We start from the raw sequence: 18,694 nt of genomic DNA, 5'->3' as shown, positions 1-18,694 counted from the left end.
TGGGTCTAAATTTCATAAATTTCTAACGGTAAGTTGTCGGGATCTCGGAAAAATGTAAACCGTTTTTCGGTAATCTCGTCAAGGCGAATATTTTCTACTTCTACTTGTTGAGATTTTAAGTAAGCAACGGATGCTTCTATGTCCTCAACTGCAAAAGCTAAATGTCTCAAACCGCAGGCTTCAGGATTGTTAACTCTTTCAGGAGGATCGGGAAATGAAAAAAGCTCAATAGTGTCGCCGTTTCCGACTCCCAAATCTAGTTTGTAAGAATTCCTCTCGGTTCGGAAAGTTTCTTTGATGATGGAACATCCCAATACTTCTACATAAAATTTTTTCGAGGCTTCGTAATCCGAGCAAATAATCGCCACATGATGTATTGCTTTTATTTTCATTTGAAAAAAGTTAGTTAGTTGCGTTTTTCTGAGATGTTGCACCCTTCTCAATAAGCTTTTTAGGAACAGGCAAGATGCCTGTTCCACAAAGAGTGAATTTTCTTGTGGAACAGGCATCTTGCCTGTTCTTGAGACTCGTGCAAGATGTGAGGTTTTTTCAAATGCACAGCACGCTATTAACAATTATATTTGACGATCGCAGACTCGGCGATAAACCCTGGGAAATTCAGCGCGATCGACCTTTATTTTCCCTCGCCCAAATCTTAATCTGAAAAATTTCTGCAAAAAAAGCACCCTACTTTGATAAAATGAGAGTTTTGCAGTCAATCACCCAATTTGCATCTCAGGAGACAAGGATTATGGCCCGTATGTATTACGACACCGACGCGAACCTAGACCTCTTAGCCAACAAAACGATTGCTATCATCGGCTACGGTTCCCAAGGACACGCCCACGCCCTCAACCTCAAAGACAGCGGCATGAATGTCGTTGTTGGTTTGTATCCCGGTAGCAAATCCGCCGCCAAAGCAACCGACGCGGGCTTAACAGTTCACCCGGTAGACAAAGCAGCAGCCGCCGCTGACTTCATCATGATTTTATTGCCCGATGAAGTTCAAAAAACTATTTACAAAGAACAAATCGAACCGCACCTTTCTGAAGGAAATGTTTTAGCATTTGCTCACGGTTTTAACATTCACTTCGGCCAAGTTGTTCCCCCTGCCAATGTAGACGTAGTAATGGTTGCCCCCAAAGGCCCCGGACACTTGGTGCGGCGGACTTACGAACAAGGGGAAGGTGTTCCGAGTTTGTTTGCAGTATATCAAGATGCTTCCGGTCAAGCGCGCGATCGGGCAATGGCCTATGCTAAAGGTATCGGCGGCACCAGAGCCGGCATTCTGGAAACCACTTTCCGCGAAGAAACAGAAACGGATCTTTTTGGCGAACAAGTAGTTTTGTGCGGCGGTTTGAGCGCATTAATTAAAGCTGGATTTGAAACTTTAGTTGACGCCGGATACCAACCGGAATTAGCTTATTTTGAATGTTTGCACGAAGTTAAACTTATCGTTGACTTAGTAGTAGAAGGAGGCCTCGCCAAAATGCGCGACAGCATCTCCAATACCGCAGAATACGGCGATTTAACTCGCGGCCCCCGCATCGTCACGGATCAAACCCGCGCCGAAATGCGGAAAATTCTCAGCGAAATTCAATCCGGTCAATTTGCCCGCGAATTCGTTCTGGAAAACCAAGCAGGCAAACCAGGCTTTACCTCCATGCGCCGTCAGGAAGCAGAACATCCTATTGAAGAAGTTGGTAAAGATTTGCGAGCTATGTTTAGCTGGTTGAAAAAGCACGCTTAATCAATTTTAGATTTGAGATTTTAGATGGGAGAACCAATCTAAAACAGTCCTCGACGCAGAACCTAATTATGTAGGGTGTGCACTGCACACCTTACCGCTTGTAGGAAAATCTCAAATCTCAAGTTTAATAGATTACAGATTAGAGAGTGGATAAAAAATCTCTAATCTAAAATCCAAAATCTAAAATCGTACTGTTGGGCGAAGCGAAGCGTAGGGTTCGCTCCGCTTAACCCAACCTACAAGAAAATGGCTAAGTATTATTAGAGAAACCGAGTTTCTCGCTGGTAGGTCAAAACTATCGACGGGGACTAGGACTTTTTTGCAATTTTTCAATATCCTCTTGCCTTTTCTCGTTGAAATCTCTCGGCCTCAACCAATCTGGCCACAACCCCACGAAGAACTTTCGGCTTGCCACGCTACTATCTCTTACAGGTTTGGGAAGAAAAGTTAAAGTGTCACCGTAAAGGGTAAACAGGGCTACCAACAGCAGCAATAGCGGGATAAGATTTTTTTTTGGCATGGCAGTTCGGGAGTAGAGTTTGTGAAAGCGCTTGGTTATATTTTGCCCTGGCACGGACAAAAAATATCAGAAACAGCTTAAGAAGAAAAATACACCCCTGGGAACTAAGGGGCCGCGCATACAAAAGAAAAGGCTGCTAGTCGCAATAGGATGTTCCCTCTAACTACCACTACAAACACCTTTATTATAGGTGTTGGAGCGGACATCCGATTATTAGCTAATGACTAATCTAGGAATCTTAAATGAGTCGTAAATTTTTTACCCCACCCCAACCCTCCCCGAGCCCGCTCTGAGTCCGTAAGAAATTCACAAATGATGCGATGATTGCTATAGCGACAAGGTGCGCTAGGCGCACCCTACATAATTATGTTCGAGGTCGAGGAGTGTACAAGATACTATGGTTTTTTTGCGCTTACCTACTTAATGACTAATGACTACTTATTCCGTTGAATAAAAGTTTGCACTACTGCATTAGTCTCCGGGGAAATTTCTGTTACCAGGCGCACCGGGATTGCCGATGTCGAAGCAAAGTGCGCGTATTCTGGCGTTAGAAAAACTGCATATTGGTCAGCTTCTGGAGTCAGTTGAGCGGCCATGGCCAAACTTACAGCTTTAATATAATTGCGTATGCTAGCAGCTTGGTCGCCAACAACTTCATCGCCTGTAATTACTGTGCTAGGTCTGCGAAGTTGGTCTAAAGTTGTACTCGGATCTTTGACACTTAAGTGGGTTCCTCCTACAAAACCGACTAGCCATTTGGGAGAGGGAATATTTGGGAATCCGGCAATTTGTTCTGCTAAGGCGGGAGTGGTTTTGTCGGCAGAAGATGCTACTATTAATGTGGGAATTTGAATTGAACTCAAACCCGTTTCTCCAAAGAGTAATGATGTTATGGGATTCATGGCGATCGCCCTTTTAATTCTCCCATCCCGCAATTGATACCGTTCTTCGGGCAATCCGGCCGCCGCGCACTGAATGCCTTCGCCTAAGCTGAACCCAATCAAATCTCCCTGACACCGCTGTTTGAGTCCGCTCAATTGCAGTTCGGCACCCGCCAAGGACAAGGCTGTAGCGCCGCCAAAGGAATAGCCAATTATTACGGCTGGGTCGATCGCCATTTTCCCCTGCAAGTTATCATCAGTTTGGTTCAATTTTGTCAGTTCGTCGAGCACAAAACTGATGTCTTTGGGACGGTCTAAAAACTCTTGAGGAGCTAGCAACGGAGACTGACCCGCCATCGCAGCATTGGTATTCGTCTCGTTGCTTCCCGGATGTTCTAAAGCTGCTACCACATAGCCGTGAGACGCCAAATGCTCGGCTAAGTAGCGCAAATCCGTGCGGACAGAACCCAACCCGTGAGAAAAGACGATCGTCGGTTTGTCGGCTGTCGCAGCTTCCGACCAATACACATCAACTGCAATCGGTCGATTGCGGGCGCTATCGTTCAAATCTAGCGCCCGTACCTGCACGAAATTAGGGCCGGGCTGGGTGGGATCGAAAGACAGGTTAAACGCGGGTTTAACTGGTGCTAACTGAGGTGCGATCGCCGCCATAAAGCGCTGAGTTTGCCAAAAACTTGCGTTCATATTTCCCAAAACTGTGAAAGCTCGATCGAGATCCACAACTACCCGCGAGCTCGGATAAGATTCAATAAAACTCAATACCGATAAGCCTTCCGGCGCGTTTGCTCCCAGCAGCAGAGCGGCTCGCAGCGCTTCCACACCCCCACCGTCGCGCCTGGGTATCACTGTAGTCAAATCCGTCAGGATGGCAGTGCCGATGCCCGTATTTAGCAAGTTGCTCAGACCGACTACATTTAGGGGAATTTTCGCCTGCAGCGCCCTAAAGATTTTACTCCGCTGTTCCTCAGACAGCAGATTGGCGTACGCTTGCAGCCTGGTGGGGACTTCTCCTGTTTCTGCCAGTTCCCGCAAATCTGCAACCGATATCGAGGATTCTAAAATACCTTTGCGGACAACAACCGTTTCTGCAGCTTTTACAGGGGATGTCCCGTCGCTGAAAGGATTAATCGAGATCGAACCCAAAACACTCGCCACCGAAGAAAACCATCTGAAATTTGGTCTGATGCTCATTTTTACGTTATTGAACGAGAGGAGATATATCACCATATTCTCAAAATTCTCCCCGATGCCGAGAAATTGTCTAGCTTGAGGCGCGATCGTCAAGGCCTCTGGGCATATTTACTTGCCGATCGATAATAATGCTTCTATAGCAATCCTTGCAGGAGTCGTAAATTTTTTACCCCACCCCAACCCTCCCCGAACCCACTGTGAGAAAGTAAGAAATTCACAAATGATGCGAGGATTGCTATATTGGCTAGTTACAATTAAATCTAGACTGCGATAACTTATTAGCCATAATTATCAAGCAAAGATGAGCGTTTGGTTTAAGGCACGAAGCCCAATTGTGGTAAGGGAAAAATACCGAATTGCTTTAATCTATGGGCTATCCAAGTGTTGCCGAAAAACACGGTGGGATGAGCGAGTGTATTTCCGAACCGGGAAGAGGTGCGAAATTTGTTCTAGCAATTCCGTTGGATTAGGGTTAAATCTTAACCGCAGATGAATGCAGATTCATAACATCATCTGCGATTAAAATATTCCTCAAGATACAGGAAAATAAACAACAAGCATCGAAGTATCTGGGTGAATCCGGGCGATCGCTTCCGGTTCTTTAAGAGTTCCCGGTTTTTCCCACAAATTCTGGTGAGAAATTGTTGTTAAAATCAGCAAATCGTGTTCTAACAAATTCTGCGAAACTAGCTTGATAAAATTTCCCCGCACCCGATTTACTGGTATCTCAGAAAGAATTTCCACCTCCGCCGCACTTTTCTTGCTTTTTTCCCGTTGTGTCGCCACCAACAAGACTTGCAAAGTCGCCTTGAGTTCCTCGGCCAAACTCTTAGCAATATCCACGGTTTCCTGAAATCCAAACCGAGTCAACTCGCTGTCAGTTACCGCCAAAATAATTCTGGCTGTATTCTGGAGAGGATCGGGAAATCGAGCAATCAGTACGGGTACGGGCGCTCGCCTGATCACAGTGTCAATGATGCTGCCAAAAAAATTGTCGCGTGTCGTAGAAAATCCCTTCCAACCACAAACTATTAAACTAGCCTCGCGTTCGGTTGCACTCCGCAGAATTCCGCGATCGATCGCATCATCTATCCTTGCGATCGGTTCAACCGCACAAGCAGCCGCATGGGCCACAGTTTCCGCAGCCGTCAAAAGTTGAGTTTGTTGCATTTTATCTGCGGGCGAAATTGCTTCCCCGCGATCGGACAAAATATGCAGCGGCAGCAAAGTTCCTTGAGATGTTTTTGCTAAAATCAAAGCCAAGCGCAGCAAATTATCTTCCGTATTGGGATTAGCAACCGGCACTAAAACTCGTTCTCCCCATGAATGCTTTCCCGCAGTAGCAGTCGGCAAACTCGACCCCGGCTGCTGCATTTCTTGACCCCACCGAGATACAATCCAAGGAGAAGCGACACAAGTTACTAAAATCATGGCAATGATGCCGTTCACCGTTACGCGATCGACCAATTTAATTTCAAAAGCAACCGTAATCGCAGCCAAAGTAGAAGCAGCTTGAGCACCAGAAAGACCGAACATTACCATAATGTTCGGAAACTCAAAACCAAATAATTTCCCCGGTATCCAAGCTGCCAAAAACTTGCTCACCGCCTCTGCTAAAATCATCACCGCCGCCACCAACAAAGACTGCGGCTGCTTTACCAAAATTAGCGGGTCAATTAACATCCCCACCGAAATCAGAAAAAACGGCACAAACAGCGTATTGCCAATAAACTCAATCCGATTCATCAGCGGACTCATTTTTGGAATAATTTGAGTTATGGCAATTCCCGATAAAAAGGCACCAATAATTGCCTCAATTTCAATGAGTTCGGCTGCGTAAGAAACTAGAAATAGGGTCGCCAATACAAATATAAATTCGGCATTTTCGTCGTGTCCGAATTTCTTAAAAAACCAGCGACCGATTTTGGGGACGCCCCACAAAGTAGCAAAAGTGTAGATAGCAAGAGATGGAATTAGAAACAGCCAAAAATCGAGAGTGAGATTTCCTTTGAAAGCTTTGACAACAATTGCCAGCACCAACAGTCCCAACACATTCGTAATTAACGTCCCCCCCAAAGTCGCCGTAATAGTCTGAGTTCGCATCAATCCCAATTTGGTGAGAATTGGCAGCGCTAAAAGTGTATGCGTAGCAAAACAAGAAGCGACTAAAATTGCAGCCAGCCAGCTATATCCCAACAGCAGCATCGCTCCTGTCCCCAATATCATCGGTAGCGAAAAAGTAGCCAACCCAAATATGACAGCTTTGTCTGCATTGAGTTTGAGGTCATCGAGGCTAGTTTCCAGTCCCGCTAGGAACATCAAAAACAGCAATCCTACAGTACCTAACAAAACAATAGTAGCGTCCCGTTGCAACAAATTGAGACCGTTGGGCCCAACAATTACGCCAGCAATAATTAAACCGACTATTCCCGGCAATCGCAAGCGCTCAAATAACAGTGGCGCAAGTAGCATGATTGCTAAAAGAACCAGGAAAACGGGAACGGGAGCGGTAATCGGCCCGGAAGTTAACATAAATTTCACCCTAAATATTGGCAGCGAACTGCTACCATTTTTAAAAGAAAATCACCAAAATATCTATCAATCTAAAGAGGTATTCTCAATTAATTACAGCGTAATTGGTAATAAGTATGACTGGGCGGGAGAAACTCGGTTTATTGGTCAAATATGGGTGGGATGGCTAGAAATTGCGGCAATAAACCGGATTTCTTGTTCCCCGCGCACAAGTCATGATTTGGCATATCCATAATAAAAAAGGGAAACGTGCTTTTATCCCTTGCACTTCCCTATTTAAAATCTAAAACAGGGAAAGGTTTCGCCGCTTCCATCTGCGCCGCTAAAGCAATTAAAGTTGCTTCCGCAGCCGGCCGCCCGATAATTTGAATTCCCACCGGCAAACCGTTGTTATCTAAAATGGCAGGAAGTGCGATCGCAGGCAAACCGCTAGCATTAAATGGCGGACAAGGAGCAATCCAATTAATGATGCGCTGCAAAGTTTCTTCAAAACTCAAATCAGCCCACTCGCCAACCCGGATTGTGGAGTGCATATAAGTCGGCAAAACTAACACATCAAATTTTTCAAAGAATCCCACAATCCGCCGTGAAATAACCTGCATTTGATTCACCGCCCGCAAATATTCCCCAGCCGAAATAGTTCTTTCTAACAGCCAGCGATTCATGGGTTCCAAAGCAGGGCCTGGAATGCCGCTTGCCGCCGCCCCAGACTGCCAAATTGCGATAAACGGTTCGATTAAACCCGTAAAATCAGGGCATCCAGGTTCGACATCGTGACCCAAATCAGTCAATAATTTTACGGTTTCGAGTACCGCTTGTTGGCAGATAGCCTCCGCCTCGCCCACAGGGGAAATAGTCGTAGAAAAGGCAATTCGCAGTTTGCCCTGCTTTTGACGGGAAGCCTCTAAAAACGTCGGATTTGAATCTGGTACCCAGTACGGATCGCCTGTTGTGTAGCCTGACATCACATCCAAAAGTGCGGCGGCGTCAGCTACAGTTCGCGCCAGGGGGCCGTTGACAGAAATGCCGCTGAGGTAATCTCCGACAGGTGCCCAGGAAACTCGCCCCCGCGAGGGTTTAATGCCTACTAAACCGCAGCAGGAAGCTGGGCCTCGGATCGAACCGCCGCCGTCTGAACCTTGGGCGATCGCGCACAAACCCGCTGCTACAGCGGCCGCTGAGCCGCCGCTGGAACCTCCCGGCGTATAGTCTAAATTCCAGGGATTGCGGGCGGGTGGAAAACCTTCTGGTTCGGTGTAAGGTAATGAGCCAATTTGAGAAGTGGCTGTTTTGCCCAGAATGTTAAATCCTGCTGCTTTGATCCGCCATACTACTGACTCGTCGTAGGCAGAGATGTTGCCCAGCAAAGCCTGAGTGCCGTAGGTACAGGCAACGCCCGTAACTGGTGTCAAGTCTTTAATGGCGATCGGCACTCCGAAAAAAGGTGGTAATTCCTGTGGCTTGTTTAATCCAGCTAGTTTTTCGGTTTGAGATTTAGCAAGGGCGATCGCCCGCTCGGCCGTTACTGTAAAATAACTGCCCAGCTCAGGGTTTAATCGCTCAATCCGTTCCAAGTACAGATTGACAATTTCTAAAGGCGACACTTCCAGAGCGCGGATCGACTCCGCCAACTCCAGAGCTGGAGTAAAAGCCCGATCGACAGAATTCATCGGTTTAAGTCCTTAATAGTTGGATGAAGTATCAATTTATACTGCGTTAGTGCGGAAAACTCTTTCCATTAAAAAAATTATCCAAAAATGTGGAAAATCCCTATTTGGTCGTAGATAGAAAGTGAGCGCATCCTCCTATTGGCAGAATATTTCCTTGGTATTGCACCAGTAGAACCTGATCTTGCGATAGACTGAGAACAACAGTTAAGCTTTTGTGCAAGAGACGCTCTTCGGGCGATCGGGATTGTCCCACTCCCACAAATCATCTGTTCGAGTCAGCCTTCTCACCAACTTAAGGTAGCGCATATGACACAGCAGCATCCGCCAGCTCCTCGCCCGCCTGTACCCGGAGCTCCCCCACCGCCAGGAATGCCCCGCCCTCCAGCTCCCGGGATGCCCCCCAGAGCAGCAGGAATGCCGCCCGCACCGCCGCCCGCACCAGCACCAGCACCAGCACCAGCACCAGCACCGCCGCCGCAATCCTTCGCCACACCTAAAAACCCGATCTCTAGCAACGGCGGCCCTCCGACTTTGAAAGAGCTCGTCCTCCGAGCCAAAGACGAAGGAGTATCCGACCTTCACCTCGGCGTAAACGAAGTGCCCCGCTTCCGCACGCGAGGCGAAATTGCCGACATCGGCTATCCACCGACCGATTTAGATACGTTTTTTGGCTGGTTGCGCGAGTGCATGAGCGATGAAGAAATTGAAATTTTCCAAAAAACCCTAGACTTTGACGGCGCTTTCGACTTCGGGTTCGTGCGGATTCGGATCAGTTGCATGGACTCCTTAGCCGGGCCGGCGATGGTGCTGCGGCTAATTCCTGCCAAAATAATGACACTGGAGGAATTGAAGCTGCCGGAGGTCTTTAAGAAAATATCCGGCTACCACAAAGGGCTGATTTTGGTGACGGGCCCGACAGGTTCGGGTAAGTCTACCACCTTGGCTGCGATGATCGACTACATCAATAAGAATAAAGCCTACAATATCATCACGATCGAAGACCCGGTAGAATTCGTACACGAAAGCAAAAAATCCTTGATCAAGCACCGGGAAGTGGGCAGGCACACCCTGAAGTTTATGAACGCTCTCAAAGGCGCTCTGCGGCAAGACCCGGACATGATGCTAGTAGGAGAAATTCGGGACAGAGAGACGGTGGAAATCGCCCTCAAAGCCTCTCAGACCGGTCACTTAGTTGCAGGAACCCTGCACACCAACAGTGCGATTAAAACTCTGAACCGGATTCTGGATATGTTCGGGCCTGAAGAACAGGAGGCCATACGGGTTTCACTTTCCGAATCCCTAGTGGCAATTATTGCTCAACTGCTGTGCAAAACCACAGACGGGAAGCGGGCTGCTTTCCACGACGTTTTGATCAATACCGACGTGGTTAAGGAATACATTCTGAAGGGCCAGAATGAGGAAATTAATCAAATTATGATCAAAGATACTTATGAAGGCATGACGACGATGAATAAGTCGCTCTATGGCCTTTATCAAGAAGGTCGGATTACTGAAGAACTTTGTGTAGAAAACTCGCCGTACCCGAACGAAATGGCTCAGATGCTTCGAGGTCGAGTCTAAAGGGGGAGTGTTAACAGTTAACTGTTAACAGTTAACTGTTAACTTTTATTGGTGTACTGAATTGAAAGTCGATCGCCCGATTTTGCCAGAAATTTTCAAAGGCATTGCGCTGTTTACACCAGGGGGAGACTTAATCTATTGCATAGATCCCCGCAAGCAAACTCGGTGGCATTTGCAGTTGTGCGTAGCTCTACAGGAGATGCTCGGTTTGTCAGAACCGCCGCATTTTCTGATACCTTGCTACACGGCAACCGTTGACTGCTGGCTCGATCCAGGCGATCGGCAGGTGCGGGTTGCTGCCGAGGCTTACCCGCCCGTGCTGCGACATCAAACGCTGCTGAATGCCATTTTTGGGACTGGCGACTTAGTTTGGGAGCCCCGGAGCGAAGAAATGTGCGAACCGATGGCAATCGCTACTTATCACCAACAATTCCCCGAACTTTGGGAAAATCACGACTTAGTTGTACAGTATGCCAGCCCCGAAGGTCGATCGGACTCGATCGCTTCGATAGTACCTCCGTTGTACTTCCCGCCATCGCAGCAGACTCCGCTTGTGAAACCAACAGCACTCACCCCACCGCCACAAACTCAAGGGTACGTTTTGCGTCTGTTTGTTTCCGGCAGCAACCCCAGCACCGAACGCACCCTCGAAACTTTGCACCAGTTTTTAGAGCAATGTCTCGATCGTCCCTACACTTTAAAAGTAATTGATGTTTTGAAACATCCAGACCAAGCTGAGGCAGATCAGATTTCAGCAACTCCTACTTTGATTAAAATCTGGCCGAAACCCGTGCGACGAATTGTTGGCGAATTGAATGATGATGAAAAAATAGTGCGGCTGCTGAGTTATTCGGAATTTTAGATTGGGGCGAGGATTTTTGCGATTATTTCATACGGGCGATCGCGGTTTTAGTAGCGATGGAATTAACAAATTTAGTAATTCCGTCAGGGACGCAAAAAGTGGTTTGACGTTCTACTTTATCGGTCAGGTATTCTTGGGTCGTACATCCTAAAGATAGAGGTTCTGCATCCAGGAGTGAATTGCGGGTAAGGCAATGCACTCACCGCGAATAATTAGGGTAACTTACGTGGCTTGAAAATTGTGGTAAGGTGCGCCGAAGAACACCCTACTTTACCACAATCAATCTGGCAATCAGGAGAATTGAAAACCGTGCCTGATGTCAAAAAGGTCGATCGGCTTACTCAGGCAAACAAACATCGGGAGGGCACAAATTGGGGAAATCCAAAGTTGTGACTTCCAGCGTATCCAACTCAACTCTCCGAATTACATGATTGTTGGTATCAGCAACAAACAAGTGAGGCCCGATCGCGCTCAACCCTGAGGGTTCAAAAAATCGAGCCTTAAGGCCTTTAGCGTCAACCAAACCCGCTTTACCCTCTCCAATCATAGTTCTGCACGTACCGCCCCGGTGGTCGATCCGCTTAATTTTATGATTGTAAGTATCAGCAACCCATAGGTAATTTTGAGCGTATTCAACACCCAAACAATGCTGCAACCTTACCTCATCAGCGCGACCATCTTTATCCCCAAAACCAAACAATTCACCGCTACCGCAAACAGTGCGAACCTTCGGGTCTTCATCTATACCCACAGCGCGAATCGAACTAATTTCGCTGTCAGCAACAAACAACTCCGAGCGATCGGTAGACAGGCCACTGGGCTGAGAAAAAGCAGATTCTGCAAGATTGCCGTCAACACAGGACTCTCGGCCAATACCCGCATAAGTGCCAATCATGCCAGTGTCTAACTGCATTTCCCAAATTTGGTGGGAACCCGCCATTGCAATAAAAAGTCTATTTCCAACTCTTTCTAAATCCCAAGGCGAATTCAATTGCGTTTCTAAACCCTTGCCGCTGCGGGGTGAAATTTCGTGACTTTGTTCGCCGGTACCAGCAAAAGTTTCCACCCGTTGAGTCGTAAAATCAATCTTTCTGATAGCATGATTTTCCGTATCAGCAACATATAGAATTTGACTTTCTGCATCAAAAGCCATACCTTGAGGTGCAAAAAACTCAGCCTCTTCAAAGTCCCCATCAGTTAAACCGGGTTTGCCACTACCGATGACGTGCAGCACCTCACCTTCGAGGGTGCTGACAACAATCCTATTGTGTCCGGAATCGGCAATAAATAAGCAAGAACCCACTAAGTTTTGTATGACTGAATTAGCAGGCCCGGGCAATACAGTTTCATCTACAGATTGATTTTCCTGACTCATTTCGCCCAAAAGCGCAACCTGTGGGTGAAGCTGTTTTGCCTCCGTTGCACCGATCGCAAATGCCAGCACTTTACCGGGAAAAGCCAGCGGTGTTGATACAGGTTTGCGCTGTTTTTCTAAGCTAAAACGGAGTTGTTTAAAGTTGAGCGCATTTTTATCTTTGTATTCAGCAATTAACTTGCCAACTAATTCGTCAAGTGCTTCTCTATTGCCTTCGCCGGAAACAAACCCAACGACATAACTTTCAGGATCGATCACCATTAAAGTCGGCCAAGCGCGAACGGCATAGTTTTGCCAAACTTTCATGCCACTGTCAACGATTACAGGATGTTCGATATCGTAGCGGAGGATAGCTTGGCGGATGTTTTCTACTTCTTTTTCGTTTTCAAATTTGGCCGAGTGAACGCCGATAACCGTGAGGGAATCTTTATATTTTTGTTCGAGGTATTTTAAGTCGGGCAGGACGTGCAAGCAGTTGATGCAGCAGTATGTCCAGAAGTCAAGGAGGACGACGCGCCCTTTTAAGGATTCAATGGATAAAGGTTTTTCGGTGTTTAGCCAGGGGTAGTTTCCGGGGAATTCTGGTGCTCTGACGCGAGGCATGGCATCTCCTGGGTAGGACGTGAGTGATTTTTTTACTTCTTTAATTTAGCGGGAAGTTTCGCAGGATGGGAAGAAAGCTTACTAAACCGGGGCTTTTGGAGACAGCCAAGATGCCATTACCAGTAGAGGGGAGTGAGTTCAGTGCTCATATGTCACCTTGAATACTTTAGTCTGTAGAACTTTTGTATTCAAAACCTTACTATTTCTCTCTATGCAGCCTAGCAAATTAGACCAAACTTTAGGACTAGAAATACAACGTCGTCGCATAGAGAAACGTTGGTCACAAGAATATCTGGGAGAAGTCACAGGTCTGCACAGAACCTATATCAGCCAGCTTGAGCGAGGGCTGAAAAGTCCATCTGTTAGAGTTCTTAGTCACATTACAAATGCTCTGGACATAACAATGGGTGAATTTTTACGAGTTGTAGAGGAACTCTTGAATGCTGACGGAAAACGAGATTGAAAGATTGAGGCAAGCCATTATTGCTACCATTGCATCTCCAGTTATAGGCTCGATAGAGGATTATACTTGGGAAGCTATTTTTCATTATGTCAAGCATATTCCTTTATCAGATCCAGCATTAGGACGTAGCAAACTCCTCTATGATGCTGTTGACACCACGACTGCAACTGGTTGGTCACTCAAATCTGTTCAACTGAATAGTCTTACTGTTGTCAATACATTTTTGTTTGTCATTCAGAGAGCAGATGTTATCAAAAAGGCTGCCAAACTTGGTTTTCCTGGTTTGACCGAACAATCCTCACCTGCTGAACTCGGAGCAGCTATTGTTCAGCATTGGAACGAGAAAATTATATCGAGTCAAGCAGCGCAGAGCATTACCAATAGCTATGAAGGCATACTGCTGAAAACCATTAGAGGATATGAATATATTTACTGTGAATTCCCTCTTAATCCACTTGACCCAAATGCTTTTTCTTGGGCTTGGACAGTGGATAGAGTTACTGGAAGATCGGGAGCAGGCCTACAAGGCAATGTTGCAGGTAAGCTAGAGTTAGTGTGGTACAAGAATCAAAAGCAACTTTTTAGAGCTAGAACCATTCCTGCAGAAGCAGTTCACATCAGGGTTAAGCGAACTCGTATTACACTTGATAGATATGTGCAAACTATTCTCTCAGCTTTGCAAGATCAACTCAGTACACAGTCTTTTGACAGTGAACTTGGAGAATAGATGCAGCTATTGCTTTACCTAGAAGTGGGGGTACTGATTCTCCTATTTGAGAAGCCATATCCGTGTATGTTCCTAGAAAGTGAAAGTTATCTGGGTAAGAGTGCAATCTTGCAGCTTCACGGATTGTAATTGTCCGATCCTGGGTTGGATGAAAAAACCTGCCAGATCCTGGATGGAAAACCCACCTTGTGATAGTTCTTGCTGGTTTGTCCCAGTACAGCCTTCCATATGCACCGCTATAGTGCTTTTTAGGAGCTAATTCCGGTGGCAAGTCTCTAGCATCTTGCCCTTCCCTAAGAAGACGCACTCTTGACATTTGAATTGGACTCAAAGCACGAGCAACGTGATTGAAAAGTTTCGTACTTCCATTACGTATCATTGCTTGGTACGCAGTTTGGGGTGGAAAAGGATAAACTTCAGCATTATATTCGTCTCCTGCGTTCAATGACGGCAAATCTCCAATCGCATCTCTAACTGTGATGACTGAAGAAATGTTTGATTTTAGGAGACTAAGTTGGTAACAAGATTTCGTAGCTCTGTAATCGCTTCTAATCTCGCCAGCGTGTGTAGGTTCAGGGAATTGAAGTAGTTTATCTAAACTAGCCAGGAAAAAAGCCCTTGATCTGGTCTGCGGTACTCCATAATGCGCGGAGTTTAGTGAACCATAAGTGACTTTATAACCTTGGGACTCAAGTTGCTGTGTAATTTCATTCTTAACTACACCACCATAAGCTTTCAAGATTTCAGGTACGTTTTCCATAACAACGTAAAGGGGTCTAAATTCCTTTACGAATTCTAAAAATGTCCGATATAACTGATTCCGAGAGTCGCTGAGGTAGCGATAGTCAGCAGGAATATTTCTTGAAAATCCTTGGCATGGGGGGCCGCCTATCAACGCTGTTAGTTCCTCTCTCTGCAAACCCAAACATAATCGCAAATCTAAAGGATTGACCTCACGTATATCCTGATGAACAATTTTGGTGTTTGGGTAATTATGCTTATAGGTCGCGAGAGCTTTCGCATCCAGCTCGATCGCACATAAAGATTCAAAACCAGCCAGGTGAAATCCTGTAGTCAAGCCACCCGCACCAGAAAATAAGTCAAGAGTCTTATATGTCATAATCGAATACTATAGTATTAGGAAGCTATTGTCAACCAACTTCAGCAATTGGCGTCTCTTGCTTCTGCTAAATTTTATGCTTGCTTTTCCATGCAATTATTTTCCCAAATAACCAATACACCGTTAATTTTATTCTGGTCGATCGCAGTTGCGATCGACTTCACCCACACAAAATCTAACAGCAACCGCCGCCGTTATAATGCCAAGTCGAATCCGTAATTAACACCTTATCCGGCATTAATCCCCCCAACTTCCCAGCAGTTTTATCGCACACCGCCGCCGGAACTCCTCGCTGCAAAACGTGACCCGCCCCGTCATCAAACAGGTCTTCAGATCCCGTATAAATCGCCGTCTTGCCAGTGAAAATGCAAGCTCCGTCATCCGGTACATCCACTTTGAAAGACACCGAATCCAGGCTTTCTAACAGCAAATCCGCATCTAACTGATAATTGTGTTTGTCCAGCAGTCGGTAAGGACGGCGCGCCCGAACTTCCACTTGCCCAAAACCTACGTCTACAAGGTGTTGAACATATTCTTTGTATGTCAAAGCACCGGACAAACACAAGGCCCGCAAGCGTTCGTCTTCTTTCAAATGCTGGGGAATTGGTCGAGTTGCGATCGGATCGCTCATCAACAACCTGCCACCCGGTTTTAACACCCGATAAGTCTCTTTTAATGCTTTAGCTAAATCCGCCGGTTCAAAGATATTAAACAAGCAGTTTTGGGCGACAACATCTACAGAAGCATCCGGCACCGGCAACGCAAAAGCATCGCCTTCTATAATTTCCACAAAACTAGCATCAAACCAATCATTTTCGTGGGCGGCAATTTGCAAGTTTCGTGCAGCCGCCTCTCGCATTGCTGGAACAGGATCGACGGCAATAACCGCTCCTTTGTGTCTCGAAAAATATGCAAATTGTAGTGCTTCCAAGCCGCCGCCGACGCCTACATAAAGCACGAAGGGATTGCCGACAAGTTCGGCGGCGTGAACGGTTGTGCCGCAGCCGTAATTCATTTCTTGCATTTGTTCGGGAATTTTTAATCCTGGCAATTGCAAGGGACTGCTTTGGACGCAGCAAAGTCCGATTTGGGGTGTTTCGGCCACATCGCTGTAGAATTTGGCTGCTGTTTCGAGGTAGGTCATTTTTTAGTGTCCTAATTTTTGATTTTTGACCGCAGATGGAGCACGGGCGGGACGCCCATGCCACGAAGAAGCCCAGAAAGATTTTGTTAGGTGGCAAATTCGACTTTTTGTTCGGATTTTGGCTGATTTTCGGGTTCGGAAACTGTTGTTTCAGGAGTGGCTAATTGGGTGGTTGGCTGGCTAGGAGTTTCAGCGGCAACTGGTGGCGTTGGCGGTACAAGATTGGGAGACTCTTCTGGTATCGCGGGAGCGACTACTTTTGGTACTGGAGCTTTTTCTGTTATTTCTGGCAGGGTTGGCGGATATGAAGGAGTAGCAGGTTGGGGATCTTCACGCAAGAAGTTGCGGAACCGATTGTAGTATCCTTTATATTCCTGTTTTTTTGTTTGGGGAGATGCTGTTGGGGTCGGTTCTATTATTTTAACGGGTGCAACAACTTCCGGGGTTTGTAAAGGTGGAGTTGCTGTCGGTGTTGGTTCTATTACTTGAACTGGTTCTACAATTTTCGGTGCTTCGAGTTGGGGGGTGGCTGTCGGTGTCGGTTCTATTACTTGAACTGGTTCTACAATTTTGGGCGCTTCGAGTTGGGGGGTGGCTGTCGGTGTCGGTTCTATTACTTGAATGGGAGCAACTTCGGGAGCGACTGTGGGCTCTAAGGTCGGTGGGGTAACAGGGGTTTCTGGAACCGCTGGTGAGGGTTGGACAACTGGTGTTTTTTCTAATGCAGGTGTCGGTGTCGGTTCCGGGGTTGGGGTTGGTGCGGGTTCGGGGGCTTGGTAGCTACGATCGACTATAGCGCGAGTTTCTGATGTTGTTAGTTCGCCCCGCACTAATTTTGAAAGAGTGTCTTGGCCGAGCGGTTGGTAATTGATCAGTCTGGCTGTATTATTAAAGGCGTTTTTGACGATATTTCCGCGTTCGTCAATTAATTCTAGCTGTACCCAGTTTTTCCCTGATTTGAATCCTTTAAGATATATAGGTTGCCACTTGTCGATCGTAAAGCTTTCGCCGTTGACTGTGGCTCTAATTTTCCAATCGAGTATTTCATCTTGGGAATTTTCTTGCGCCACTTGGTGCGGGGGGGCATTTGTCAAGTAAAAGTCGAGCAGGATGGGTTCTGCGCCGTAGCTGCCTTGGGGGCTGTTGTACGTTAATAGGGGCAATGTTCGATGGGGATTATTGTCGTCAGTTTTGGTAAAAACGTGAAAGGTGGTTTGAGCCGCGGCACCTTCGTTTTTAAAGCTTTCTTCCCAAGGGTGAGCGGCAAACACCTGCAGGGTATGGGTTCCGGGTTGTAAATTCGACAGCGTTAAAGGTTGGTTGATGTCGTAAACTGCTGCATAAGGTTGGTTGTCTAATAAAACTTGCAGATGGGGACCCAAACCCAAGTTTGGATCTTTGAAAATGGGCAAGCCCTTAACTTGGAACTGAACAGACACATCTATATCCTGAAGCACTTCGTCAGGTAATGGATTCAAAATACTAATTTGAGGCTGGTAGATTTCTAGAGCCTTACGCAGTTGTTGAATGGCTTCTGGGGGAGAAACCTCTGAGATCCTGTTTACCGGGGCGGTAGCTGAGCCGCTCTTGTTCGCTGATTTGGGCAATTCGGGATGGCCCGCGCCACAACTTGCTAAACCCAAAATTAATACTGCTGCCAACAATGCCAGCAGCCTGCCCGCAACCGTTCTGTGCCAATTGATGCCAATCACGCAACCATACTCCTAGAAGCCTTCTCATAGGGAACTATAGCCCAAAACCGAATTGAGTATTTGGGAATTGCCGATCGGGCATTCGCTAGGCCCGTATGACCCCGGATTGAGGCCGATCGGGCAACTACTCCTCTGGGACTAATAAACCCCGCTGCCGTTTTCTGAAACATCTCTCTACAAAAAAGTATTCCTCCATTAGCTTATCTTTGAGTTTTGTAAAGTTAATGGCAGTACCCCTTGACTTTTTTTAGGGACTGTGGGATTTAAAGGCGTTATTACATCAAGAATAGAGGCTTTTTTAAGTATTGTTAACAAGCGATTAATACTCCTCTAGCAAGCTTATAATTCATAAAACTCCCTCAAAAGGAGCAGTCGCATCAAGTCTGGATCAAGGACGAGATCGGCAGCTCATCTGGCGAGAAGAGTTGGCAGTACCCAGGGACATTGTTAGCGACACTGGGAAACTGGCTTCTTCAAAGAAGCAAAATGCTTGGGTAGACGATGCACCTGCGTCTAACTCTGCAAAGAGTGAAGTGCATTGC

At 46.6% G+C, this 18,694-nt stretch carries 15 protein-coding genes; 7 read left to right on the top strand and 8 right to left on the bottom strand.

Annotated elements, in window-relative coordinates; translation table 11 throughout:
* Window positions 1-5 precede the first annotated feature (5 nt).
* Window positions 6-392, bottom strand: coding sequence for an SMU1112c/YaeR family gloxylase I-like metalloprotein (gene gloA2 / locus D0A37_RS21780; RefSeq protein WP_242717477.1), 387 nt, complete (start codon window positions 390-392; stop codon window positions 6-8).
* Between the two features lie 74 nt (window positions 393-466).
* Here gloA2 and D0A37_RS21775 point away from each other — a divergent pair, with 74 nt between their 5' ends.
* Both D0A37_RS21775 and ilvC read left to right on the top strand, forming a co-directional pair.
* Window positions 467-664 (top strand): hypothetical protein, encoded by a 198-nt coding sequence (locus tag D0A37_RS21775; protein WP_242717475.1) that lies wholly within the window; start codon window positions 467-469, stop codon window positions 662-664.
* Between the two features lie 87 nt (window positions 665-751).
* Window positions 752-1,750, top strand: a complete 999-nt coding sequence (gene ilvC / locus D0A37_RS21770) for a ketol-acid reductoisomerase (protein WP_242717474.1) — start codon at window positions 752-754, stop codon at window positions 1,748-1,750.
* Between the two features lie 954 nt (window positions 1,751-2,704).
* On the opposite strand, the gene D0A37_RS21765 is transcribed toward ilvC, so the two are convergent.
* Window positions 2,705-4,363: an alpha/beta hydrolase gene (locus D0A37_RS21765; RefSeq protein ID WP_242717472.1), complete on the bottom strand. Its 1,659-nt coding sequence runs from the start codon at window positions 4,361-4,363 to the stop codon at window positions 2,705-2,707.
* 531 nt (window positions 4,364-4,894) lie between these two features.
* Window positions 4,895-6,835: a cation:proton antiporter domain-containing protein gene (locus D0A37_RS21760; protein ID WP_445242428.1), complete on the bottom strand. Its 1,941-nt coding sequence runs from the start codon at window positions 6,833-6,835 to the stop codon at window positions 4,895-4,897.
* On the opposite strand from D0A37_RS21760, the gene D0A37_RS21755 reads away from it, so the two are divergent.
* Window positions 6,834-7,130: a hypothetical protein gene (locus D0A37_RS21755; protein ID WP_242725866.1), complete on the top strand. Its 297-nt coding sequence runs from the start codon at window positions 6,834-6,836 to the stop codon at window positions 7,128-7,130. The two genes, D0A37_RS21760 and D0A37_RS21755, sit on opposite strands and share 2 nt — an antisense overlap.
* Before the next feature lie 37 nt (window positions 7,131-7,167).
* Here the strand turns inward: D0A37_RS21755 and D0A37_RS21750 are convergent, their stop codons facing one another.
* Window positions 7,168-8,565, bottom strand: coding sequence for an amidase (locus D0A37_RS21750; protein WP_242717468.1), 1,398 nt, complete (start codon window positions 8,563-8,565; stop codon window positions 7,168-7,170).
* Between the two features lie 306 nt (window positions 8,566-8,871).
* On the opposite strand from D0A37_RS21750, the gene D0A37_RS21745 reads away from it, so the two are divergent.
* On the top strand, window positions 8,872-10,146 hold the full coding sequence (locus D0A37_RS21745) for a type IV pilus twitching motility protein PilT (RefSeq protein ID WP_242717466.1): 1,275 nt from the start codon (window positions 8,872-8,874) through the stop codon (window positions 10,144-10,146).
* A 61-nt stretch (window positions 10,147-10,207) separates the two neighbouring features.
* The gene (locus tag D0A37_RS21740) at window positions 10,208-11,008 is read left to right on the top strand and encodes a circadian clock KaiB family protein (protein WP_242717464.1); all 801 of its coding nucleotides are present in this window, start codon (window positions 10,208-10,210) and stop codon (window positions 11,006-11,008) included.
* A 337-nt stretch (window positions 11,009-11,345) separates the two neighbouring features.
* On the opposite strand, the gene D0A37_RS21735 is transcribed toward D0A37_RS21740, so the two are convergent.
* Window positions 11,346-12,986, bottom strand: coding sequence for a thioredoxin-like domain-containing protein (locus D0A37_RS21735; RefSeq protein WP_242717462.1), 1,641 nt, complete (start codon window positions 12,984-12,986; stop codon window positions 11,346-11,348).
* Between the two features lie 211 nt (window positions 12,987-13,197).
* Here D0A37_RS21735 and D0A37_RS21730 point away from each other — a divergent pair, with 211 nt between their 5' ends.
* Together D0A37_RS21730 and D0A37_RS21725 are read left to right on the top strand one after the other, a co-directional pair.
* Window positions 13,198-13,449 (top strand): helix-turn-helix domain-containing protein, encoded by a 252-nt coding sequence (locus tag D0A37_RS21730; protein WP_242717460.1) that lies wholly within the window; start codon window positions 13,198-13,200, stop codon window positions 13,447-13,449.
* Window positions 13,427-14,176 (top strand): hypothetical protein, encoded by a 750-nt coding sequence (locus D0A37_RS21725; RefSeq protein ID WP_242717458.1) that lies wholly within the window; start codon window positions 13,427-13,429, stop codon window positions 14,174-14,176. The genes D0A37_RS21730 and D0A37_RS21725 overlap by 23 nt, the downstream gene beginning before the upstream one ends.
* Here D0A37_RS21725 and D0A37_RS21720 read toward each other — a convergent pair.
* The 3 genes from D0A37_RS21720 to D0A37_RS21710 form a co-directional block, all read right to left on the bottom strand.
* Window positions 14,139-15,296, bottom strand: coding sequence for a DNA cytosine methyltransferase (locus tag D0A37_RS21720; protein WP_242717456.1), 1,158 nt, complete (start codon window positions 15,294-15,296; stop codon window positions 14,139-14,141). The genes D0A37_RS21725 and D0A37_RS21720 overlap by 38 nt on opposite strands.
* Before the next feature lie 175 nt (window positions 15,297-15,471).
* Window positions 15,472-16,440, bottom strand: a complete 969-nt coding sequence (gene arsM / locus D0A37_RS21715; RefSeq protein ID WP_242717454.1) for an arsenosugar biosynthesis arsenite methyltransferase ArsM — start codon at window positions 16,438-16,440, stop codon at window positions 15,472-15,474.
* 86 nt (window positions 16,441-16,526) lie between these two features.
* Entirely contained in the window at window positions 16,527-18,152 is a 1,626-nt protein-coding gene (locus tag D0A37_RS21710) for a hypothetical protein (RefSeq protein WP_242717452.1), read from the bottom strand.
* Between the last annotated feature and the right edge of the window lie 542 nt (window positions 18,153-18,694).

The sequence above is a fragment of the Microcoleus vaginatus HSN003 genome (assembly GCF_022701255.1).
In the GTDB taxonomy this organism is placed as follows: Bacteria; Cyanobacteriota; Cyanobacteriia; order Cyanobacteriales; family Microcoleaceae; genus Microcoleus; species Microcoleus vaginatus_B.
The sequence above is the reverse complement of the archived record's forward strand: the minus strand, read 5'-3'. Positions and strand labels throughout refer to the sequence as shown.